This is a genomic window from Pedobacter sp. ASV28, from assembly GCF_016428855.1.
GTDB lineage: Bacteria > Bacteroidota > Bacteroidia > Sphingobacteriales > Sphingobacteriaceae > Pedobacter.
Window position 1 is genome coordinate 112,381 of the sequence record NZ_JAELTN010000001.1, and the last position, 22,406, is coordinate 134,786.

Genomic DNA, 22,406 nt, shown 5'->3' on the forward strand with positions numbered 1-22,406 from the left:
CAAAATTCACAGTGACTTGGCCAACAAATTTGCAAACAAGCGATAAGCACCAGGTACACCAGCCGGTAGCTGCCTAAAGAAGGCTAACGAAGTATAAACAAACTTGCCCTTTCCGTAATCGGCAATAAGAAGCGACCCTTCATTTGGGGCTTCCCCAGTATCATTCATACTTAATACAGTTTGATATTTGGGATCTATATTTTCAGCAAAATACAGCCCTCTCTCCTGTACCCAATTCGCAAAATCTTTTTCTGTAATCTTATTCGGATAATTTAACACCGCATGTTCTGGCTTCATAAAAGTTACCTTAGCCTCTTCCTCTGTAACGCGCTTATTAACCAGGTTAAAAGGATACGGACCAAAATTCATCGATTTTAACCCATTGTTTACATTATACTGTTCTAGCAGTACACCGCCATTTTTTACATAATCCATCAACTTTTGATAAATGGCCTTGGCTTCTTCATTTACATTAAAAAACCTTACCCCCGTAACAATGGCATCATAAGCAGAAAGATCATTTAATAAGATTTGTGAGGTATTGAGGTGGCTTACTTCATAGCCCACCTGCTGCAGGGCATTGGCCACCAAGTCTCCAGCGCCATCAAGGTAGGCAATACGTTTTCCGCCAATCTTTAAATCGGCTACTTCTAACCTTGCCGTAGCCGTAGGGAACAAGTTGATATTGGGGATATGATCATAACGAATAGTTCTTAATCCTTTATGCGCCACTTCGGCACCAATATTCACGTCTAAGGACAATTTTGCCGAAGCTGAATTACCATCCGGTAGAATATTGAATATGGCCACTTGTCCATCTCCCTTTTGTGAGAAATTAAACGCGATTTTTGCTGGACTTGCTTTCCATCCAGCAGGCAAAACAGGTACAACTTCGCCAGCAACATTTTTGGTAAAGCTTTTTAAGCTTACCTCTATTGTCCTTGGTTGATTATTGATAAAAAGATAAGCCTGATCGCTAAGGGTGGCCGTCACTTTTGGGGCAATTACCAAAGGTTGATATTGCTCTCCCTTGATAGGATCTGTTGATTTATAGAAAATCGGTAGGCTCATGCTAAACGTTTCTCCGTTCAATTCAAACTTTACTTTTGCGGTTAGCCCATTCGGATTTTCAGGATACCCCACCTCTTCCTGTTTATCAATGATATAATATCCTATGGGATGTTCTTTTTTGAGGTAGTATGGCTGGGTAATATCGGCCTGTCCTGCTTTTATGGCATATTTCGCAGTTGATAGTTTATTGTCCTTCATCGGCAAAGACTGGTTTCCTATTTGGGCAACTATTTTTAGTTGGGCAAAGTTAGCCCTATAAATGGTATTGATGCTCACAGGTATAGAATCGCCAACGGCATAACTAGACTCTGGAACAATGGCTTCCACCCAAAGACCGGCACAGGCCATAATCAGCTCCTCCAATAATTGATGGTTAAAATCTTTCTCATGAGCAGCTATTTTTTTCAGTTTTAGCAAAGCAGGCAAAGAAGCGGCAGGTTGTTTCAGCTGATAATTTGCTTGGATGTCTGCCAACAACTTTGTTATTGCCGCATTGGCTACATAAATGTTTACTCCATCAAACAACGAACTTTTTGCTGGTTCGCCCGCAGTATGGCTAAAATATTCGAAAGCTTCACCTCTTTGTAAAGCCGAGCCAAAACCCTGACTTTTATGATTGGTACGGCTAATGGCTGCAATTTCACCATAATTCCTGCCCAAAAATGGGTTATAACCGCCCACATCTATCCTCAATTGGTCTGAAGCTGTCGTATTATTTCCCCCAAAATTATAAGTGTTCCATAAGATACGCTTAGCCTGCCAAGCCTCAACACCTTTTTCCAACTGTTCTGGATAGCGCTTAGGGTCTGCTGCGGCTACAAAAGCCTCCCTTGCAATTATTGCCGATGCTGCATGGTGACCATGTCCAGCCCGCGAATCCTCAGGAAAACGCGTAATAATTACATCAGGTCTAAATTTCCTGATCACCCAAACGGCATCAGCTAAAATTTGTTCTTTGCCCCAAATGTTAAAAGTTTCGACCGATGTTTTAGAAAAGCCAAAATCATTGGCACGGGTAAAAAACTGCCTGGCTCCATCAACTTTTCTGGCCGCAAGCAATTCTTGGGTTCTAATCTGCCCCAAGAGTTCGGCCTGTTCGTTACCAATTAAGTTCTGCCCACCATCACCCCTGGTAAGTGATAGATAAGCTGTTTTTACATTGGCTTCTTTTGCCAAATAAGCTAGCAATCTCGTATTTTCGTCGTCGGGATGGGCAGCAATATAAAGTACGCTACCTTTTACCGAAAGACCTGAAAGACCTTGTGCTATTTCTGCTGCATTTAGCTGTTGCATTTGCGCTTTTACAAAACATGGCAATAGCGAAACAGCAAGAAAAAATATCCTGATGTTCATTATGTATTAGGTTGTAGGGCTAAAATAGTTAAATTTTACCAAAGCGTTTGGAAATGGAACGTTGTTTGCGTAACAATTTACTGAACACACAAAACTTAATTATATACTGATGAAAAATTTCTTTTTGGCCTGCTTCATGATCCTTGGTTTAGCCTCTTGTGGCATAAACAAACAGGCACAACAAATCAAAGCATTGGAAAAATGCGATTATCGCTTAACCGATGCGACCAATATTACCATTGCGGGTACCGATGTAAGAAAACTGATGGAAGGAAAATCGGTAAATACAATGAGTATTCCCGGTATTGCCTTGGGCTTATTGAGAAAGGATATCCCCCTACGGGCTAAATTAAATCTCGAAATCAGCAATCCATCCAACGCTTTAGCTGCCATCAACAATTTTGACTATATCGTTTTGATCAATAAGCAAGAGATTTTCAGCGGATCAGTTGATCAGAGTGTGACTATTGGCGCAGGGCAAACCACCCAAGTACCCGTACAAGTAAACGCGAACATTTATCAGTTCTTAACCGACAGCAAAATGTTGGATGATATAGGCGCTTTTATTAGTGGGGCTACCAACGGCAATGAAAAAAAAGGATTGGTTACCCTGAAGATACGCCCATCCATTAAAGTAGCAGGAGGATTGATCAAATACCCTGGCTACATCACCATAGATAAAGAAGTGAGCAGCAAAATTTTGCTGTAGTATAGTGAAAAATGTATAAAAAACAAATCTAATATTTAAATATACGAAATATTTCGTAGTTTAGCAAACACAAGATAAAACTATTGGGATAGCACTAAAAAACAAAAACTATTGTTTTAGTTTAAACTAATTTATTAGTTTTAAGCAACATTATGCTATCCCTTGCGTCTTTGAAGAAAACTAAACCATGAAGAAGCTTCTATTATTACTCTCTTTTCTACTGCTCTACCAACTGTCTTTTGCGCAAAAAGGTAGCTTAACCGGCACTTTATTAGATAGCACCAATAAAAAAACAACGCTAAATTTTGCTACCATTTCTGTTTTTAAAGGTACCGATACTGTACTTCATACCTATAAACTCTCCGATGACAAAGGGGTGTTCAAAATCAACAATCTTGAAATTGGAACAAAATATCGCTTAGTAATTAACGCTTGGATGTACAACATCTATAGAAAGGAAATTACGCTCAGTACGAGCCAGCCCAATTTAAATTTAGGCAATCTTTATCTTTCAGAAAAAACCAATAACCTTAATGAGGTGGTGATCCAGTCTGAACGCCCTCCTATTATTGTAAGAAAAGATACCATCGAGTTCAATGCCGAATCTTTCAAAACCTTACCCAGTGCCGTAGTAGAAGACCTGTTAAAAAAACTGCCCGGCGTTTCTATAGACAGTGAAGGCGGTATTATGGTAAATGGAAAAGCGGTAAGCAAGATCTTGGTAGATGGAAAGGAATTCTTTGGCGGCGATCAACAGATTGCCACAAAAAATCTACCTGCCAATATTATCGATAAGGTACAGGTAACAGATGACATAGAAGCTAAGCGTAGAGACCCAGATATTGTAGCTGGTAATGTGCCACAGATTATTAACCTTAAACTGAAGAAGGCCATAAAAAGTGGGGCCTTCGGAAAAATCTATGCTGGCGGAGGGCCGAGAGAGCTGTTTGAAGCTGGTGGCATTATGAACTTCTTTAGAGATACAACCCAAGTGAGCATTTTAGGTTATGGCAATAACGTAAACAAACCCGGATTTAACATTAGCGATGTGATGCGAATTGGTGGCTTTTCTAGAAACGGCGTAAACTCTATGATGGTAAACAGCGAAGGGGGATTTGCACTGAACGGCATTTCATTTGGAGGTGCCATGTCTGGAGGTATACAAAAATCGGCTGGTGCCGGTGCCAACTTTAATACGCTTACCAAAAAAGGAACAAAAATCAATGGGAAATATTTTCTGGGCTATAGCGATAATTTCTTAAACCAATTAACTGATGTAGAACAAACCTTAGGTAGCAATAAATTATTTACTAATTCCAACTCCATACAGACCAACAGAAGCTACAGCCATAATATAGGCGCCAGGATAGAAGCTAAGCTCGACAGTTTGACCAAATTGACCATAGAGCCCAATGTATCCATTGGTATTTCCAATAATAAAGGCAATTCCAATACAAATAGTACAAATGCTGCCGGCCAGCCAGTAAACGACGGCAATAACCTTTCCAGGTTAAAGGGCAACGATACGCAATACAACTTGTCATCTAGCCTTTGGAAGGATTTCAAAAAAACTGGGCGCTCGGCAAACTTTACCCTAAATGTAAGCAAGAGAACCAACCTCACCGATAATTATAACATTGCAGAGAATAATTATTACAATCCTGCATCTAGTTCAGCTTTAGATCAACTAAGGGATAATAATGTCAATAATTTCAGCATCAACTTTAATGGCAATTATACCGAGCCACTAAACAAGGTGTTGAGCTTAAACATTGCGACCAGCAGTAACTATATCGACAACGAAAATGCCTTAGCTACGTTCTACAAGAACCCAGGCAACCAGGCCTATGATATTGCGGTACCTTCCCTTACCGAAACGGTAATACAAAATGGATATAAGACCAACAACAGGGCTAGCTTAAGGTGGAAAGTAAACAAAAATCTAAACATTCAACCGGGGGTAGTTTTTAACACCATTGACCTGGAGAATAAATTCGACAATAACAATAATTTCGGACAGCATTTTAAATTCTTTGCCCCACAACTTAATATTAGATATAAGGATTTAAATATCAGCTATACCCCATCTTTCAGAGAACCCGACATTAGGTATATACAACCCGTGGCCAACAACACCAATCCTTTATATATCCAAAATGGAAATCCTAATCTACGCCCGTCAAAAACACACCAAATTAATTTGAATATCTATAAATATGATACCAAGAGAACTTTGAGCTACAACGCTTATTTGGGGGGCAGTATACAAAATGATGGCGTAATCATGCAAAGATGGGTAGATGGTCCACTCACCAGCACACCCGGCAGGCAAACTACTACGCCTATTAACCAAGATGGCATTTGGCAGTTCCACGCTAATGGCAACTTGTCTAAAGATTTTAAGAGCACCAAGCGTCAATTTACAGTCAATACAGGCTTCTGGTCTAATTATAATAGGGGCGTAGTTATGGTAAATGATGTTAAAAGCTTTACTAACAATTATACGATAGGTCCCAGATTGGGAGGGAGGATTAACTTAAATGACAAAATAGAGCTTAGCGAATCGTATAGCATTGCGTTTAGCAAAAGTACCTATTCCGACAGCTTCTTTACCGATATCAATTACCAAACGCACAGTAGCGACTCGGAATTGATTATCCGTTTTCCCAAGAAGGTGGTTTGGGAAAGCACCTATCGTTTACAACATAATACCCAAACAGTAGGCGGCATGAACAATAACATTCAGATCTGGAATGCGGCCATCACTTTCCTATTCATGAAAAATGACCGATTACAGTTAAAATGTGCCATCAACGATATCCTAAATACCAATACCCGAAGATATTTATACATTACTGAAAACACTTTAAGAGATGTTAGGACCAATAACTTAGGCAGACATGGCTTGTTTACCCTCACTTACAACATCCAAAATTTTGGAGGAAAAGTTGGCGGTAGAGAAACCATGTTTAGGTTCTAACAAGGTTAATAGTTAATTAAGAACAAAAGACCGTGGATGCGGTCTTTGTTGTTTTATCCTTATTTTTAATTAGTTTAAGCAGTAGTGACACTATTTCCAACTTACAGTATTTATGGAAATGCCGCAAAACGTACATCGTAAAATTATGAAGATGATATTACTGATTTATATTTCATTACTTCTTTTTAGCTGTACGCCGAATCCTATAGAGAAAAGGCGTCAAATCACAAAATCCATAAAGACTACAACCATTTACCTAAAAGCACCTGCTTATAAGTCTTTCAGTCAATTTAAAAATGATACCCTCCATTATCTGGAATATAATTTTGAGCAAAGAAAGCACTATTATACCGACCGACGGCTAGGGTTTCTTTTGAAAGAATTAGAACTTCCGGTCTTTAGTTACCATGTTAGTCAAGGCTATAAGTTTAAAGGAGGTTGTGATCCATCGCCTAACGATAGTATTGCCACCATTAGCTTTACCCTTGAAAAAGAGGTATCCACTTTTGAAAAATTTGATCGGAGAATAAGGCCAAATGTATTAGTGGTTAAACTTAAGCCATTTCAAGCTGATAGCGCTCTTCTGTTATCCAAAAAATATAGCCAGACGAAAATACGTTGGTCAAAAGAGGTAGAGAATTACTACGCAGACAAAACCATAGAAGAAGTTTTACTCATACAAAAAAGCCCCACTAAATAGCGAGGCTTCAGTTTATATTTTTTCTCCTTTTTCGAGCTTTTCTTTTCTATGTTCTTGAGAAAGATAATGCAACAAGGTATTTAGTACTACCGCATTCCAATCGTTGTGCAAACTTACCGCTACTTTCTTTTTCTTATCATACATATCTTGGATATGCAACACACCTTTGTCTAAAAAATATTTGATTTGGCTCCAAGGTACTATTACCGTTTTAGTCTTGCCCCAAAACCAAGTTTTGTACAACATTTCAAAACCTTTAAAGTCAAATTTGGCCACACCCACTTCTATTTTTTCTTGCTCATTAAGTTTTTCGATAAACTCATTTACCAAATGTTTTTTCACATATTGCCACAAGCCAGACATTACATAATAATAGGTATGGTCTTCTTCCAATAGTTCTCCAACTTTACTACTTTCAAATTGCACGCTTATGGCTTTGCCCTCTTTAGACTTTACATCAATAGTATACTTCTTCTTAATTGGTTTTTTTACAGAACCAATTAACGATACGCCATACTTTACCGCAGCTACATCTGCACAGGCAATACGGGTTTGGTTTACCTCTATAGCTTCGGCAGTGATCTTTACTTTTTGTTTTGATGAAGGGATGACGATATCTACGTCGAAATTATGGTGTTGCATGGGGTCGAATATAATGATATTTTAGAAATCAATTATACCTAAAAACAATGAATTTAATTTTACCAAACCACCTTCTCTTTATCAGATACAAGCTCGGTATTTAGTACCTGTTTAAATTTATATGGTAAAGTAATTTATAGGTTATTTTCGAGCGAGACAAGGCCTGTTCTTCTAGGGATGGCAAAGTGCCAACCAGCAGAAAACATAACACGGCCATAGCTAAAAAAAGCAAGCTTTCTCTAATTCTTTAAGCATCTCAGACACTTAGCTGTCCCTAGGTTTTTGAGGTGGTAAGCCATTGCGTATTATTTTAATAAACATACTTTTTCGATTAAAATGCCAAGCCTAGCCTATGCTTCCTTAAGGTGTCTTTTGCAATATCATATCCTGCATCGGCATGACGTATTACGCCCATGGCAGGGTCATTGTGCAATACCCGTTTCAATCGTTTAGCAGCATCTTCAGTACCATCGGCTACGATCACCATTCCAGCATGGATAGAATAACCTATACCAACCCCACCACCATGATGTAGCGATACCCAGCTTGCGCCACCCGCTGTATTGATCAAGGCATTTAGAATAGGCCAATCGGCTACGGCATCAGAACCATCCAACATTGCTTCAGTTTCCCGATTAGGGGAAGCCACCGAACCAGTATCTAAATGATCCCTGCCAATAACAATAGGCGCTTTTACCCGACCGTTCGCTACCAATTGGTTAAAGGCTAAGCCTGCCTTTTCTCTTTCCCCTTGTCCCAACCAGCATATGCGTGCTGGCAAGCCCTGAAAAGCGATACGTTCCTGTGCCATGGTAATCCATCTTTTTAAGCTGGCATTTTCTGGGAACAATTCTAATATTACCCGGTCTGTTTCATAAATATCCTGTGGGTCGCCACTTAGTGCAGCCCAGCGAAAAGGACCCTTCCCTTCACAGAACAAGGGACGAATGTAGGCAGGTACAAATCCTGGGAAATCGAAAGCATTTTTAACCCCTACTTCCAAAGCCCTGCCTCGCAGGTTATTTCCATAATCGAAGGTCACAGCTCCTCGCTTTTGCAGTTCCAGCATTTGCCTCACATGTTTGGCCATGGTAGCATAAGAAAGTTTCACATATTCTTCTGGATTTTTGGTCCGCAAGTCTGTTGCCGCTGCTACGGTTAGTCCTTCGGGAAAATAACCAATTAAAGGGTCGTGTGCCGATGTTTGATCGGTAAGCGTATCTGGTGTAATATTTCTATCGATTAATCTCTGCAACAGCTCAACAGCATTACACACCACACCGATAGAAATGGCCTTTTGCGCTTTCTTATATTGCAAGGCCCTGTCTATAGCTTCATCTATGTTATAGGAAATCTCATCGATATACCTAGTTTCCAATCTTTTTTGGATACGCCATTCTTCTACATCCGCCGCTAAGCAAACCCCTTGATTCATGGTAATGGCCAACGGTTGTGCACCGCCCATACCGCCCAATCCGGCAGTTACATTTAAGGTTCCTGTTAAGTTTCCATTAAAGTGCTTTTTTGCCAGTGCGGCATAAGTTTCATAGGTGCCCTGCACTATACCTTGAGAGCCTATATAGATCCAGGAACCAGCTGTCATCTGTCCGTACATCATCAAACCTTTATCTTCTAGCTCATCAAAATGCTGCTGTGTAGCCCATTTCGGCACCAATTGTGAATTAGAGATCAATACTCTTGGTGCATCTTTATGTGTAGGTAAAATTCCCACTGGCTTGCCCGACTGGATAAGCAGGGTTTCGTCTTCTTCCAAATTCTTTAGTGCCTTGATGATAAGCTCCAGAGCGGCCATATTGCGGGCTGCTTTTCCACGTCCGCCATACACAATAAGGTCAGTTGGCCTTTCAGCTACCGCTGGATCAAGATTATTCAACAACATTCTCAAAGCAGCTTCCTGCACCCAACCCTTACAGGTTAAGGTATTTCCAATAGGGGTTTGGCTTATTCTCAAGTCCATATATCTGGTGTTTATTTTACAATTACATGAAGGATGTTACAATTTCAAATGTAATGAATAATTATTATTTGCTTAATTTTGCAAGTGATGCAAAAAAAGAAGTACCGTTTTCTAAAGCAGCTTTTTGCCATCGTAATGCTAGGCGTTTTTTCGCTGGCCATTACGCCATGGAATGCTTTGCATCATCATGAAGATACACCTCCGGTTGTAGAAAAGAACTGTACGCACAAAGTTCATGTTAAAACAGAGACGGAGAACTGTCTCATCTGTAAAGCCCACTTCGAAAAAAACTTTACAGCAGATTTCTACACCTACCTTGTACACTTAAACAGCAAGTTGGTAGAAAGTATATTTCCACTCGTTGGAAGCCTATTTACCGAACTCATTACCACTTCCCTACGTGGTCCCCCTGCTTTACCATAATTATATTTTCAGCTTAATTTATGTGCATTTATCCCATCCATGTAGGTATAGGTAATTGATTTTAAATTAAGGTCTATCTGTTTAATTATTGTATCATGCTAATTGAAACATAGGTTTTTCCTATTTTCTTATTCATTATTTTTATGAAAAAACTACATCTTTTATTAGTTGTATTATCTATATTTTTATCCGTAAACACCTTCGCAAATGCGCTAGCGGCCATTAAGGGAAAGGTGGTGGACGCCAGCACCAGGGAGCCCCTAGTAGGCGCTACACTATATATATCTGACCTAAAAGCCACTATTGTTACCGATAGCAAAGGAGAGTTTACTTTTAACAATTTGCCTGCTAAAGGAAAGTTCCTATTAGAAGTACGTTTTATCGGTTATAAAACCACTTCAAAGCTAATTGATCTGGCAGCAGACAAGGAAATAACCTTGGCCTTAGAGCCTTCTGTAATCGAAAGTGCAGAAGTAGTCATTACAGGTACCCCTTATAGCGCCAACAACAAAACCAATAGCTTGGCTGTGGTGAGTGTAAACCGCGATAAAATTGCGCAATCTGGCGGGACCAATTTGGTAGATGCCATTGCAAAAGTACCTGGTATTTCACAAGTAACTACTGGCGGAGCGATATCTAAACCCACCATTAGGGGGCTTGGCTATAATAGAGTTTTGACCATAGTTGATGGTGCCCGGGAAGAAGGCCAGCAATGGGGAGATGAACACGGCATACAAGTTGATCAGTTTTCTGCCGCAAGAATAGAAGTATTAAAAGGCCCTGCAAGTTTGCTATACGGATCTGACGCACTTGGTGGGGTCATCAATATTATTGATGACCTGGTTCCAGCTCCTGGCGATTTCAATGGAAACTTCACCACCAATTACGGCACAAACGGCGGGCTAACAGCCTCTTCATTAATGCTGCAAGGCAACACCAATGGATTTGTGTATCGTGGTCGGGTATCTTATAAAAATGCATACGGTTTCGGCTATAAAGATAAAATTGTGCCGAACGCTGGCTTTAATGAGACCAATGTAAGCGCCATGTTGGGGCTTAACAAGACTTGGGGATATACGCATTTAAGCTTATCGAGATTCAATACTAATATTGGCCTGGTAGAAGAAGGTCCCGATGCCAATGGCGATTATCTGGATGAAGAGGGCAATGTAATCAGCAACAGCGATGCCAGGCCTAGAAAATTGGAATTACCTTACCAAAACATCAATCATTATCGTGCAGCTTTAAACAGTAACATACTGATTAATGGTAGTCAACTAAAATCTACTTTCGCTTTTCAACGGAACATTCGAAAAGAATTTGAAGAGAGCAAAGATGAACCTGGCCTAAATTTAGGTTTAAACTCTTTCACTTATGATGTAAAATACTCTTTTGCAAACAACGGGATATGGGAACCTACTATTGGCATACAGGGCATGTATCAAACCAATAAAAATAGCGGAGAAGAGTTTTTGGTACCCGACTACAATAGCAACAACATAGGTGCCTTTGCCTACCTAAAAAGAAATTTTAAAAATGGGGCCATCAATGCAGGACTTCGTTATGATTACAAGAAAATAGAAGGTAAAGATTTATTCGAAGATCACGGAGATCATAGCCATGAGATCTTCACTGCTTTTGACAATAAATTCTCCAATCTTTCTGGATCATTAGGTTTTGCTTTTGAAGTGGCCAAAGATTTAAATCTAAAAGGAAATATAGGTTCTGGCTTTAGGGCGCCAAATATTGCTGAGCTAGGTGCCAATGGCAAGCACGAAGGAACTTTTAGGTACGAGATCGGCAACAGTAACCTTAAACAGGAAACCAGTCTACAGTTTGACTTGGGACTTGAATACCGTGCCGAGAATGTTACGCTTGGATTAAATGCCTACAGCAATAAGATTTACGATTACATCTATTTGAGCAATCAAAATAACGAAACCATCACTGCCACAGATCATGATGGCAATACGGAAGTACTGCCCGTATATCGTTTCTTACAAACAGATGCCAAGCTTATTGGAGGAGAGGCCTCTGTCGATTTTCATTTAATTAAAGCCTTGCACTTCGAAAACACATTTGCTTATGTAAGGGGAACCAATCAGGCCACCAATTCCCCATTACCCTTCATCCCGGCAGCAAGTTTAAATAATGAGATGCGTTTTGAACCTAGCATTAAAGGTTTAAACGATAGTTTCATCAAAGTAGGGCTCACCAATGTTTTTAAGCAAGATAGATTTGACAGCTTTGAAACAGAAACAGATGGGTATACCTTATTGGATGCCGGTATTGGCACCTCTTTTAAAACCAAAAAAGGAAAATTGAATATTTGGGTTACAGGCCAAAACCTAACCAACAAACTTTATTACAATCATTTAAGCCGTTACAAATTAGCTGGCATTTATAATCCAGGACGTAATGTAAGTTTCGGCATAAGTGTGCCGTTGTAACCTTTCCTAAACGTCATTTCGATTGGAGCGTAGTAGACTTACGAAGTTTTCAAACGGCGAAGCCCTCAACTTTACCATAAAAAACAACAACTAACAAAAGTTAAACTTCGTAAGTCTTAAAGAATTTATTCGTCATCCCTAACTTGATTGGGTATCCTAAAGCGAAAAAAGCAAAATATTACGTGTTAAGATGCCCGCCTATGCGGGAATGACGAATAAAAAAATGCTGCAGTAAAAAAGCCCTTCATATATACATGAAGGGCTTTTCTTATTCATCCCAGTCCATTCTCATTAAAATCATTTTTAAAAAACTTCTACAAAAATTTGGAAGTTAAAATATTAGCACTACTTTAGTGTATTATTTAACTAATACACTAATATGATAAAGATAGACAATCTAAATTTTAGCTATAGCAAGCATAGGGTTCTTTTTAAGAATATCAGCATGCAATTAAGCAATGGTCATATCTATGGACTATTGGGCAAGAATGGTGCAGGAAAATCCACCTTGTTGAAAAACCTAGCTGGTTTGGTATATGCGCAGAGCGGAAAAATTGATGTACTGGGCTTCGATCCAGCTGACAGACAACCTGCGATGCTACAACAGCTCTGTTTTATACCAGAAGAATTTCATTTGCCCGCCATTAAAATAGATAGTTATGTAAAAGCCAATGCCCCTTTCTATCCAAATTTTAACCATCAGTATTTTGCAGACTTATTGAAAGAGTTTGACATCCCTGTTGCGCAGAAACTGATTGACATGAGTTATGGGCAGAAGAAAAAAGTAATTATCTCCTTTGGCTTGGCTACAAATGCCAAATTGGTAATCATGGACGAACCCACTAATGGTTTGGATATTCCTTCGAAAGCGCAGTTCCGCAAAATCATGGCATCGGCCTTAACCGAAGATAGGTGCATCATTATCTCTACCCATCAAGTACGTGATTTGGATAATCTTATCGATACCGTTATTATGTTAGATGAAAACAAAATTGCCCTAAAAGCATCGGTGGAGGAGATTACGAATAAACTTTGCTTCAAACGCTTAAAAGAAATTGATGAAACTGTGATTTATGCCGAACCTTCTTTGGCAGGTTACCACGCCGTTTTGGCCAATTATCATCAAGAAGATAGCAAGCTAGATATGGAACTGCTTTTCAATGCCGTTTTGGCAGAAAAAAATAAACTGAAACCCATTTTTAACTAAACAGACATGAACAATACTTTTAACCTACATAGATTTAACTTGTTGCTTAAAAGGCAATGGTTAGAATTTGGAAAAATTTTCCTGATTACTTTAGTGGTGGCAGTCGGCGTTTTTGTTGCCTTCTACGGTTTTACATTATTCCCTTTAGAAGGCCCAATTTCTGCCCGACGTCTTAATTTTAGAGAACCTCTTTTCATTGGTTTTGGTTTCCTTTTCATTAGCGTTATTGCAAGTTCCTATTTTGCACATTTAGGGCAAAAATCCAAAGCCGTAATTGACTTAATGATACCCGCATCAACTTTTGAAAAGTTTTTAACGGGAGTTTTCTTTACCTCGATCTTATCTATACTAAGCTTTATACTGTTATTTTCTGTTACTGATTGGGCATTTATTACCTATATCCAAGCTCAGTTCAAAACCGTAAGCAGTGATCATACAGAACCCATTGCTTATTTCTTTACTAAAAATAAGGTTAGTGCTTTTGCCCCACTTTATATTGTACCATTTACAGTTACCAGTATATTTTTATTAGGTTCCATCTATTTTAATAGGTTTCATTATATCAAAACGGCCATTTCGGTGATGATATTTTCTGGGATTTGGTCTTATATTGTAGTAAAAGCAACAGAAAAACTATTGGCCGGAAAAATGCCGATTAACAACACTGGCAATAATGGTAAAAATAGCATGGAATGGTTAATATTTGCCATTCTATCTGCACTTACGCTTGTTGTTTGGGTCATTACCTACGTCCGCCTAAAAGAAAAAGAGGTTTAAATTTAACTACGAGAAACATGGAATTTAGAGATAATAAAGCAATATATCTTCAGATTGCCGAGTATGTTTGCGAACATATTCTATTGGAAAAATGGCAATCTGATCATAAAATCCCATCGGTTAGGGAATTGGCTGTAGCACTAGAGGTAAACCCAAATACAGTAATGCGGACCTATGAGCTACTACAAAACAAAAACATCATCAACAACAAGAGAGGTATAGGCTTTTTTGTAGCCGATGAGGCAATTGCGAACATTAAAAGTTACCGAAAAGCTCAATTTATGGATGAAGAATTGCCACCAGTTTTTAGGAACATCTATTTATTGAACATCGATTTTGAAGAATTGCAAACTCGATACAACACTTTTGTTAAAGAAAATTTTTAATACTTGAACTCATGAAAACCAGTAATAAATTATTAATTGCTTTTGCTGCTGCACTTATTATCGTACCCATTTTGAGTATGGTGTATGTTTCTAAGGCATTTTATACAGGCGCAAAAGATTGGTCTGAACTTGCCAAACAAAATGACAGCTTCGCTGCGGTATCAGAAAATATGGACCCGATATCTTTAAATAAGTTTAGTGCCATTAACATTGCCAACGGAAAAGAAGTGCGCTTCTATATCCGTTTGATAAAGGACAATAAGTTTGGCGTTAAAATAAATAAAGACGATAAAAACTTCATTAAATTTGATATTGATCCACAAGGGCAATTGCAAATTGAACTCCTTGATAAAAAAGGCAGAAATGATTATATCAGCTTGTTCATTTACACCCCAACTGCAAAAGCTTTAAATGTGGCCAACGCAAGCGGTATAGAACTAAATGCTAAAACAGATTCTTTGTCGGTCATTCTTAAAAAAGTGAAAGATGTATCGTTTAACAGTGCTTCTGCAATTACTAGATTAAGTATCACTGCCGAAGATGGAAATAACATCAATATGGAGAAAGAAATCGCCAAATTTTTAACCCTTAAACTTACCAATACAAATTTTTTAAGTGAGTGGGCCTCCTACCAGGATTTGAATATCGAGACGGCCGGTAAAACAGCCATCACCATAAAAGGAGATCATCGTGGAGAAAAGGAATATAGCATACAAAATTTGACCCTGCATACAACAGACAAAGCCATGGTGAAATTTGAGGACATTAAAATTAAGAGCGCAACAGGAGCGCTATCCGATCAGACCATGGTACAAATGCCCGCAATCAACTTAAAGCAAATGTTGAGATAGAATATACAATATCCCACTTGTCATTCTGAGTGCAACGAAGAGTTTGATATAGTTTCAACAGATTCCTCGTAAACTCGGAATGACAATAAAGTCTACCTTATCAAACTGATTTACTACTATAAATCTACAACCTTATGATTTTTATTATCCTAGTCATTATAATTATTTGCCAATCTTGTTAATTGGGTTGGGCTCTATTCATAAATTGAACAGCAGATTTTATATCATTTGCCAACAATCTATCGGCATCATTAAAACTGACCACTTTTCTAAAGTTCCCCAACAGGGCTTCAATTTTGGGAGACGATTTCAAGGGTCTTCTCAATTCCAAAGCTTGGGTGGCGGTAATCAATTCTATGGCCAAAATACGCTCCACATTTTCTACCACCCGCAAGCATTTGGTAGCTGCATTAGCACCCATGCTCACATGGTCTTCTTGTCCGTTGCTACTGACTATGCTATCTACCGATGCAGGCGTGCACAACTGCTTATTTTCACTGGCTATAGAAGCAGCGGTATATTGCGTAATCATCAATCCAGAATTTAAACCAGCATTTTTTATCAAAAATGGGGGTAAGCCTTTTGTGCCCGAAATCAACTGAAAAGTTCTTCTTTCTGAAATGGAGCCAATTTCGGCCAATGCAATGCAAAGAAAATCTAAGGTTAAGGCCAAAGGTTGCCCATGGAAATTTCCGGCAGAAATGATCAGGTCTTCATCAGGAAAAACATTAGGATTGTCGGTAACGGAGTTGATTTCCGTTTCAAAAACAGATTGGATATAGTGGATACTATCCTTACTTGCGCCATGAACTTGTGGCACGCAACGGAATGAATAGGGATCTTGCGTCTGCTTGCCTGCCTGCATAATCAATTCGCTTCCTTGCAACCAGTTTTTAATATTTTCTGCCGTTTGCAATTGCCCTTTGTGTGGACGAATAACATGGCTAAGATTTAAAAATGGGTCCATACGGCAGTCAAATGCATCGATGGCAATTGCCGCAATGGCATCGGCCCAGTCCAGTAAGTGCCGGGATTTTAACAAACAATGTACGCCATAGGCACTCATAAACTGCGTACCATTAATTAGGGCCAGGCCTTCTTTGCTTTGCAATGTCAAAGCTTTCCAATCTAATTTTAAGTACAGATGGGCCGTACTTAACTTATCTCCCTTATACCAAACCTCTCCTTCTCCAATCAAGGGCAAAGCCAGATGCGCCAAGGGAGCCAAATCACCAGAAGCCCCTAAAGAACCTTGTGTATATACTACGGGTAAAATATCAAGATTATAAAAATCTATCAACCTTTGCACCGTAGCTAGTGCGATAGCTGAATGCCCATAACTTAAGGATTGTATCTTTAGTAAAAGCATGAGCCTAATGATAGATTTTGGCACTTCTTCTCCCGTACCACAAGCGTGAGATAACAGCAGGTTGTGCTGTAACTGCGTTAGTTTATCTGCTTCAACCTTTACATTTTGCAAATAGCCAAAACCAGTATTGATGCCGTAAATCGGCTCCTCAGTTCTACTTAGTTTTTCATAAAGGTAATTGCGGCATTTGATAATTCTTTCCGTAGCTGCTGCCGAAAGTGCTATAGTTTGTTTAGATTGAATAATTTCTTGTATAGCAGCAATAGTTAGCCTATTAACGCCTATTTCATAAACGGTCATATTGAGTTCATTTGGTTGCCCAAAAGTATAAATAATGATAAATTTAAACTAATTTGTTGTCTTAACGTTTATTCATCATGAACCGTTTATTTCTTTTTGTTCTTGTTTTCCTATATAGTAACCACTTATTCGCTCAAAAAACCGACACCTTATCCATCCGCTAGAACAGGTAAGATATGCCTTTCCGGCAAAGTATGTTGCCATACAGGCCGAAGGCTAGGAGCTGCGGATGGCCTATATGGATGTGAAGCCTAGCTCAAAAATCAAATGGACGTACCGTAGTGTTGCTTCAAGGCAAAAATTTTGGTGGCTATTATTGTACCAATTGCTTCATGCCTCGCAATGATGCGTGATGGTTAAAAGAGACCTACTTCCTTTCCTCAACTATATATGCTGCTTTTTGACTAAAAGTTCTGCCATAATGGTTGATAGCCTTCAATTTCATGTTTCCCTACTGCAAGAGTAGTAGCATAGGCATCATACTCTTGATGTGGCTTTTCCTGTAACCACGCATCGGCTTTTTTGTAAGTGGGCAGATGCCTATAAGCGTATATAAAGCAAGTCTTACCTGCTTTCCAATATTTCCAATTGGGCAATAATATCTTCCTCCGTTATCGGATAAGGCTGATCGAAGACAATCGTTTGATAAACAGCCTCAAATAGCTCACCATAATTACCTTGAGGTGATATCAGCAAAGAGTGTGCCCTACTGCCATCGGCATTTACCTGGGTCAACCTACCCGAATCACTTTCTAGTTCTATACCGTAACCAATATCAGTAGGTTTTATGCCCTTTAAAAGCTGTTCTTCCTGTATATCTCCATGATTTTTAGAGAAAGCACCCAAAGCACCATTTATCACGAAAGCCGGAGGAATATCTGCGGCCAAAAGTGTAGCAGTTAAATACACGTTTAACTGGTTCGGATACGCAAGGTGGATGAAAAAATAATCATCTACCTTACTATGTTGCCTATTACAGGCAAGCACTTTATAGAATTTTTCTGGTTTACCAAACAAGGCTATAGCTTGATCCAATAAATGAGGCCCCAGGTCATACTGTAGTCCACTAGCTTCGAAAGCGTTATCTTCTTTAAAAGATTTTGGTCCTATTTCATTTCTATACCTGTCGAAGCGGAAATAAATTTCGGTCAGCTTGCCCAGTTTTCCGCTGGCTATAACTTCTTTGGTGATTTTGAAACCACTATCAAACCGTCTATTCTGATAGACCAGAGCTTTTTTCCCAACCTTTCTAGCTAGCTCAAATAATGCTGTTGCCTGAGCTACTGTTGCGGTAAAAGGTTTCTCTACCAAAATATGTTTACCTGCCATCAAGCACTTTTTAGCATACTCGTAGTGGGTATAGTTAGGCGTATTGATAATGATCAGGTCAATATCATCGTTTGCAATCAATTCATCTATGGTATTATAGCTAATTATGCCCGGATAATCTATAGCAGCCTGCTTGGTGTGCCGCTCGGTAACTGCTACAAAATTAAATCCATCATTTAAATGAACAAACGGTGCATGAAACACTTTTCCAGACATGCCATAAGCCAATAAGCCTACATTGATTTTTGATCTCATTGTACAAAGCTAAGGAAATTAAAACATAGAGCAGAGGGCATGGGGCATAGCGCTAGGCAAATCACAATTCGATCTGCTCTATGTTAAATCTGTATATTTGCATCATGAAACCAGCCGAAATAAATATTAGATGGAAACAACTACAAGAAAAAATAGCACAAGAATTCGACTCTGAAGCTCCGGACCTGAAGGTGATATTGTTTCTCATTGGTGTTCAGGAACTAGGTAAAGGCCCTGGAAAATTCAGTAAGAGACAGAAGGAAGAGCTTATGCATATTGCCACTTGCAGGTTGTTGAGTGAAATGGGCTTTTATGAACTAGAAGCACTCGATCAGGACGGGTGGCCACATTGGAAATTGGTTAAGCAAATTCCAGCTTATGCTTCATTAGAACAAGAAATGCTTTTAAAATCATTGGCCATTGGTTATTTTGATGATATTTACGAATAACCTCATGCTATGAAGTAGCAGTGGCACAATAGAAAAGAAGCCCCATGATCAATTGATCATGGGGCTTTCTTTATGTTTTTATAAGTAGATCAAACGATAACTTATCCTGCTTTTTCAGCAGCTTCTTTTTTCAATTGGTCATTAGCCACGATCACAATCTCTACCCTACGGTTAGCAGCCCTTCCTTGTTCTGTCGCATTATCTGCAATTGGCTCAGAAAATCCTTTACCTTCTGTCACCAAACGAGATGATGGTACGCCTTGAGAAACGGCATAAGCTTTAACAGCTGCCGCTCTTTTTTCCGACATGGTTTGATTAACAGCAGCAGTACCTATGTTATCGGTATGACCGATCACTTTTACATCGGTACCTGGGTATTGATTTAAAGAAGCAGCCAAAGATTGGATGTTCTTTTTAGCCGCATCTTTCAGTTCAGATTTATTAAAATCGAAAAGAATACCACTATCAAATCTTACAATGATACCTTCACCTTCACGAATAACTTCTGCTCCTGGTATGGCCGTCTGGATCTCTGCAGCTTGCTTATCCATTCTCTTACCGATAAAACCTCCCGCCGTTCCACCTACTGCTGCACCAATTACAGCACCCACTGCAGTGTTACCTGCTTTTTTTCCTATTATAGCACCTAAAACACCACCAGCAGCAGCTCCAATACCCGCTCCTTTTTGAGTTTTGGTTAAGCTATCACAGCTTTGAAAAACCATTAATCCTACTGATAAAGCTATTGCTACAGTCGCTGTTCTAATTTTTGAAGTCATCATTTTTTTATTCGTTAATTATACTTTATTTTCAATTGTCATTCAAAGGTAATGCCAAATTAATGATAAATTAAAAAAATACCTATCACAACCATTAAAAAGGCTCAACTATAGTTTAACAAATTTGGCCACCATAAGGTTTTAAAAAAAAGAGCCCATATTTATACCCAATTTGAGGTGTGTAACTGACCATAATTTTATACAATTATTCCGAAAAATAGGCTTCCAGTTCTTTTAGGGAGTTCTCATCCGTATGGAAATCTTTGATCACTTTTCCTTTTTCCAACAAGATAATCCTATCACAAACATCTGTTACATGATTCAAATCATGGCTCGAAATCAGCGTAGTTAAACGCTGTGTATTTTTTAAAGTCTTTATTAATGATTTTAGCCTAATTTGTGTGGTAGGATCTAAATTGGCAAATGGTTCGTCCAAAACCAATAATTCAGGTTTTTGCATCAAAGCGGCTGCAATGCCAACTTTATTTTGATTTCCTTTAGAAAAATCCCTTATGTATTTACCACGATTTATGATCTCTCCATTGAAGAATTCTTCATACTGTTTCAGGTAGTCGCCCACATGGGCTGCACTCAAACCATTCAGGCTTCCAATAAAAATAAAATATTCCTCAGGGGTCAGGTAATCGATCAAAAAACCTTCATCTAAGTAAGATGCCGTATAATCTTTCCATTGTGTACTTTTAGCTACGTTGATATCCTTAGATAGGATTTCTCCACCATCAGGCCTGATGAGGTCGAGCAACATCCTAAAAAATGTTGTTTTACCAGCTCCATTATTCCCCACCAAACCAATGGTTTCACCCGCTCTAATATTTAACCTATCTATATCTACTACCGTACGTCCACCGTAGCTTTTTATTAAATTTTTAACTTCTATCATAACTTATTCTCTAAAGCCTTCGGCTATTTTATAACGTTGTTTTTCAAATCTTTTAACAATGAGCGATATCCAGTAGTTGCGCAAAAGCAGGGTAATCAGGCCAAAAAGCCCAATGGTGGCCAGCCCCCAGAATGGCTTGTTCAATATGCCGAAAGGAAGGTATATAAGTATAGGCAGTAATAAAAAGGGAAAGCCCAAGATCCATTGCGTAGCCCCCGTACCCTGCCAGTTAAAACTTGCACTCTGTGTAATATCCAAGCGTTTGTAATTATTGGTTGCAAAAAACAATACGAGTACTGTTCCAAATCCAATATTATAAAGATAGGCCACCAAATGAAGGAGCAAGAGCTTGTAACTGATAAAAGCATAGAAGCTAGCCAATATCGTGATCAAGGTACTTCCAATGGTAAACAACAGAAACTTGGCCTTTATAAAATTTTTAAAATCTATTTTATTCACCAACAATCCATCAAAATGTGCACTTTGCCATGCAAACATGAACTGTCCATACGTTATAATCGTAATGCCTGTCATGAAAACAGCAGCAAAGAGCATTTTTCCAAATTCATTATTAACGATCAAGGTTTCCTTGTAAAACAATAACCCATATGCCAAAAACAAAAAGCCCATAACAATAGAGCTTCTGGAACGTTTATGCCTCAAAATCAATTTAAGTTCCAAAGCAGCCAATTCTCCCACTTTTCCAAAAGTATTTAGGAAAGGGTAATCTGTGCTCACTTTCTTATCGTCTTTTGTGCTTAGTTCTTCCGTGTAAAGGTTTGTACGCAAAAACGAAGAGTTTATCTTAAAGACAACCACAGCGGCGGCAACAAACACCAAAGCGAAATATGGATATTCTGCTAGCAACTGAAAGATTCTATTTGAGAAATCCCTAATAGATATTACCTTATAATAATCCAATACTGCCAAGCCCAGTATCAAGACCATACCAACACCAAAATAAGCAATGTTGTTAATGGATTTTCGCTTGATGAAGAGTATAAAAAAATTATTGAACATAGTAAGGCCCAAGATAGCGGCCACATAAGAAAGTGCCACTATGCCTCCCAAACTCTGTGTAATGTTCAATAAGCTAAAGGGTATAAAAATAAATAAGGGAAGTATATTAAATATACTAAAAAGCGATTTGACATTAAGGAAATTTACAATGGTTTTTCTCGAGATATTTAAATGCAGATAAGGAACTATACTAAGCGTTGGCAGCTCTTGCATTTGTATTCGAATAGCCAGGTCGAATAAAAAATAGTACAGGATAAATCCGTTAAAAATAACGATCGGGTCTACGCCAGGAGAAATCTTCTCGATAATGTTCGCCATCCAAAAACCAATGCCTATGGCAACGGCCAGAAAATAAAGCATGAAAAAGCCTAATACCAGTTGGGCCACTATGCTGCCTGCTTTATTTCGACTTCGCCAAAATGATTTCCATTGATGTGATAAAAAAATTGATATCATTATGTAAGGTATTAACGTTTT

The 22,406-nt window shown here is 38.7% G+C and carries 18 protein-coding genes; 10 read left to right on the plus strand and 8 right to left on the minus strand.

Features of this window, described 5'->3' with window-relative positions; genetic code table 11:
• Nucleotides 1-6 precede the first annotated feature (6 nt).
• Nucleotides 7-2,424 carry a PIG-L family deacetylase gene (locus JHD79_RS00510; RefSeq protein ID WP_199117122.1) on the minus strand — a complete coding sequence of 806 codons (2,418 nt, stop codon included), beginning with the start codon at nt 2,422-2,424 and terminating at the stop codon, nt 7-9.
• Between the two features lie 109 nt (nt 2,425-2,533).
• Between JHD79_RS00510 and JHD79_RS00515 the strand changes: the two genes are divergently transcribed.
• The 3 genes from JHD79_RS00515 (at nt 2,534) to JHD79_RS00525 (ending at nt 6,813) form a co-directional block, all read left to right on the plus strand.
• Nucleotides 2,534-3,133, plus strand: a complete 600-nt coding sequence (locus JHD79_RS00515) for an LEA type 2 family protein (protein ID WP_199117123.1) — start codon at nt 2,534-2,536, stop codon at nt 3,131-3,133.
• A 187-nt stretch (nt 3,134-3,320) separates the two neighbouring features.
• Complete coding sequence (locus JHD79_RS00520) at nt 3,321-6,113, plus strand: outer membrane beta-barrel protein (protein WP_199117124.1); 2,793 nt, start codon at nt 3,321-3,323, stop codon at nt 6,111-6,113.
• Between the two features lie 145 nt (nt 6,114-6,258).
• The gene (locus JHD79_RS00525) at nt 6,259-6,813 is read left to right on the plus strand and encodes a hypothetical protein (protein ID WP_199117125.1); all 555 of its coding nucleotides are present in this window, start codon (nt 6,259-6,261) and stop codon (nt 6,811-6,813) included.
• Nucleotides 6,814-6,825: 12 nt separating this feature from the next.
• On the opposite strand, the gene JHD79_RS00530 is transcribed toward JHD79_RS00525, so the two are convergent.
• Together JHD79_RS00530 and hutU are read right to left on the minus strand one after the other, a co-directional pair.
• On the minus strand, nt 6,826-7,455 hold the full coding sequence (locus JHD79_RS00530) for a hypothetical protein (protein ID WP_199117126.1): 630 nt from the start codon (nt 7,453-7,455) through the stop codon (nt 6,826-6,828).
• A gap of 331 nt (nt 7,456-7,786) precedes the next feature.
• On the minus strand, nt 7,787-9,433 hold the full coding sequence (gene hutU, locus JHD79_RS00535) for a urocanate hydratase (protein WP_199117127.1): 1,647 nt from the start codon (nt 9,431-9,433) through the stop codon (nt 7,787-7,789).
• An 87-nt stretch (nt 9,434-9,520) separates the two neighbouring features.
• Between hutU and JHD79_RS00540 the strand changes: the two genes are divergently transcribed.
• The 6 genes from JHD79_RS00540 (at nt 9,521) to JHD79_RS00565 (ending at nt 15,527) form a co-directional block, all read left to right on the plus strand.
• Complete coding sequence (locus JHD79_RS00540) at nt 9,521-9,856, plus strand: hypothetical protein (protein ID WP_199117128.1); 336 nt, start codon at nt 9,521-9,523, stop codon at nt 9,854-9,856.
• Nucleotides 9,857-9,999: 143 nt separating this feature from the next.
• Entirely contained in the window at nt 10,000-12,306 is a 2,307-nt protein-coding gene (locus JHD79_RS00545; protein WP_199117129.1) for a TonB-dependent receptor, read from the plus strand.
• Nucleotides 12,307-12,685: 379 nt separating this feature from the next.
• Nucleotides 12,686-13,513 carry an ATP-binding cassette domain-containing protein gene (locus JHD79_RS00550; RefSeq protein ID WP_199117130.1) on the plus strand — a complete coding sequence of 276 codons (828 nt, stop codon included), beginning with the start codon at nt 12,686-12,688 and terminating at the stop codon, nt 13,511-13,513.
• A 6-nt stretch (nt 13,514-13,519) separates the two neighbouring features.
• Nucleotides 13,520-14,290: a hypothetical protein gene (locus JHD79_RS00555; protein WP_199117131.1), complete on the plus strand. Its 771-nt coding sequence runs from the start codon at nt 13,520-13,522 to the stop codon at nt 14,288-14,290.
• A 17-nt stretch (nt 14,291-14,307) separates the two neighbouring features.
• A complete protein-coding gene (locus tag JHD79_RS00560) occupies nt 14,308-14,676 on the plus strand; it encodes a GntR family transcriptional regulator (RefSeq protein WP_199117132.1) in 369 nt (122 codons plus the stop codon).
• 11 nt (nt 14,677-14,687) lie between these two features.
• A complete protein-coding gene (locus tag JHD79_RS00565) occupies nt 14,688-15,527 on the plus strand; it encodes a hypothetical protein (RefSeq protein WP_199117133.1) in 840 nt (279 codons plus the stop codon).
• Nucleotides 15,528-15,705: 178 nt separating this feature from the next.
• On the opposite strand, the gene hutH is transcribed toward JHD79_RS00565, so the two are convergent.
• Together hutH and JHD79_RS00575 are read right to left on the minus strand one after the other, a co-directional pair.
• The gene (gene hutH, locus JHD79_RS00570; RefSeq protein ID WP_199117134.1) at nt 15,706-17,196 is read right to left on the minus strand and encodes a histidine ammonia-lyase; all 1,491 of its coding nucleotides are present in this window, start codon (nt 17,194-17,196) and stop codon (nt 15,706-15,708) included.
• A gap of 564 nt (nt 17,197-17,760) precedes the next feature.
• Entirely contained in the window at nt 17,761-18,780 is a 1,020-nt protein-coding gene (locus JHD79_RS00575; RefSeq protein WP_199117135.1) for a Gfo/Idh/MocA family oxidoreductase, read from the minus strand.
• A 104-nt stretch (nt 18,781-18,884) separates the two neighbouring features.
• On the opposite strand from JHD79_RS00575, the gene JHD79_RS00580 reads away from it, so the two are divergent.
• On the plus strand, nt 18,885-19,229 hold the full coding sequence (locus tag JHD79_RS00580; protein ID WP_199117136.1) for a hypothetical protein: 345 nt from the start codon (nt 18,885-18,887) through the stop codon (nt 19,227-19,229).
• 101 nt (nt 19,230-19,330) lie between these two features.
• Here JHD79_RS00580 and JHD79_RS00585 read toward each other — a convergent pair whose 3' ends face one another.
• The 3 genes from JHD79_RS00585 to JHD79_RS00595 all read right to left on the minus strand — a co-directional run bounded on the left by JHD79_RS00585 (nt 19,331) and on the right by JHD79_RS00595 (nt 22,385).
• Complete coding sequence (locus tag JHD79_RS00585; RefSeq protein ID WP_199117137.1) at nt 19,331-20,011, minus strand: OmpA family protein; 681 nt, start codon at nt 20,009-20,011, stop codon at nt 19,331-19,333.
• 202 nt (nt 20,012-20,213) lie between these two features.
• On the minus strand, nt 20,214-20,909 hold the full coding sequence (locus tag JHD79_RS00590; protein ID WP_199117138.1) for an ABC transporter ATP-binding protein: 696 nt from the start codon (nt 20,907-20,909) through the stop codon (nt 20,214-20,216).
• A 3-nt stretch (nt 20,910-20,912) separates the two neighbouring features.
• Entirely contained in the window at nt 20,913-22,385 is a 1,473-nt protein-coding gene (locus JHD79_RS00595) for a DUF5687 family protein (protein WP_199117139.1), read from the minus strand.
• Nucleotides 22,386-22,406: the final 21 nt, after the last annotated feature.

Coding starts and splice junctions, on each gene's coding strand:
- JHD79_RS00545 (WP_199117129.1), top strand. CDS start 10,000: ATGAAAAAACTACATCTTTTATTAGTTGTATTATCTATATTTTTATCC.
- JHD79_RS00520 (WP_199117124.1), top strand. CDS start 3,321: ATGAAGAAGCTTCTATTATTACTCTCTTTTCTACTGCTCTACCAACTG.
- JHD79_RS00525 (WP_199117125.1), top strand. CDS start 6,259: ATGAAGATGATATTACTGATTTATATTTCATTACTTCTTTTTAGCTGT.
- JHD79_RS00515 (WP_199117123.1), top strand. CDS start 2,534: ATGAAAAATTTCTTTTTGGCCTGCTTCATGATCCTTGGTTTAGCCTCT.
- JHD79_RS00550 (WP_199117130.1), top strand. CDS start 12,686: ATGATAAAGATAGACAATCTAAATTTTAGCTATAGCAAGCATAGGGTT.
- JHD79_RS00565 (WP_199117133.1), top strand. CDS start 14,688: ATGAAAACCAGTAATAAATTATTAATTGCTTTTGCTGCTGCACTTATT.
- JHD79_RS00540 (WP_199117128.1), top strand. CDS start 9,521: ATGCAAAAAAAGAAGTACCGTTTTCTAAAGCAGCTTTTTGCCATCGTA.
- hutH (WP_199117134.1), bottom strand. CDS start 17,196: ATGACCGTTTATGAAATAGGCGTTAATAGGCTAACTATTGCTGCTATA.
- JHD79_RS00585 (WP_199117137.1), bottom strand. CDS start 20,011: ATGATGACTTCAAAAATTAGAACAGCGACTGTAGCAATAGCTTTATCA.
- JHD79_RS00580 (WP_199117136.1), top strand. CDS start 18,885: ATGAAACCAGCCGAAATAAATATTAGATGGAAACAACTACAAGAAAAA.
- hutU (WP_199117127.1), bottom strand. CDS start 9,433: ATGGACTTGAGAATAAGCCAAACCCCTATTGGAAATACCTTAACCTGT.
- JHD79_RS00575 (WP_199117135.1), bottom strand. CDS start 18,780: ATGAGATCAAAAATCAATGTAGGCTTATTGGCTTATGGCATGTCTGGA.
- JHD79_RS00560 (WP_199117132.1), top strand. CDS start 14,308: ATGGAATTTAGAGATAATAAAGCAATATATCTTCAGATTGCCGAGTAT.
- JHD79_RS00555 (WP_199117131.1), top strand. CDS start 13,520: ATGAACAATACTTTTAACCTACATAGATTTAACTTGTTGCTTAAAAGG.
- JHD79_RS00595 (WP_199117139.1), bottom strand. CDS start 22,385: ATGATATCAATTTTTTTATCACATCAATGGAAATCATTTTGGCGAAGT.
- JHD79_RS00530 (WP_199117126.1), bottom strand. CDS start 7,455: ATGCAACACCATAATTTCGACGTAGATATCGTCATCCCTTCATCAAAA.
- JHD79_RS00510 (WP_199117122.1), bottom strand. CDS start 2,424: ATGAACATCAGGATATTTTTTCTTGCTGTTTCGCTATTGCCATGTTTT.
- JHD79_RS00590 (WP_199117138.1), bottom strand. CDS start 20,909: ATGATAGAAGTTAAAAATTTAATAAAAAGCTACGGTGGACGTACGGTA.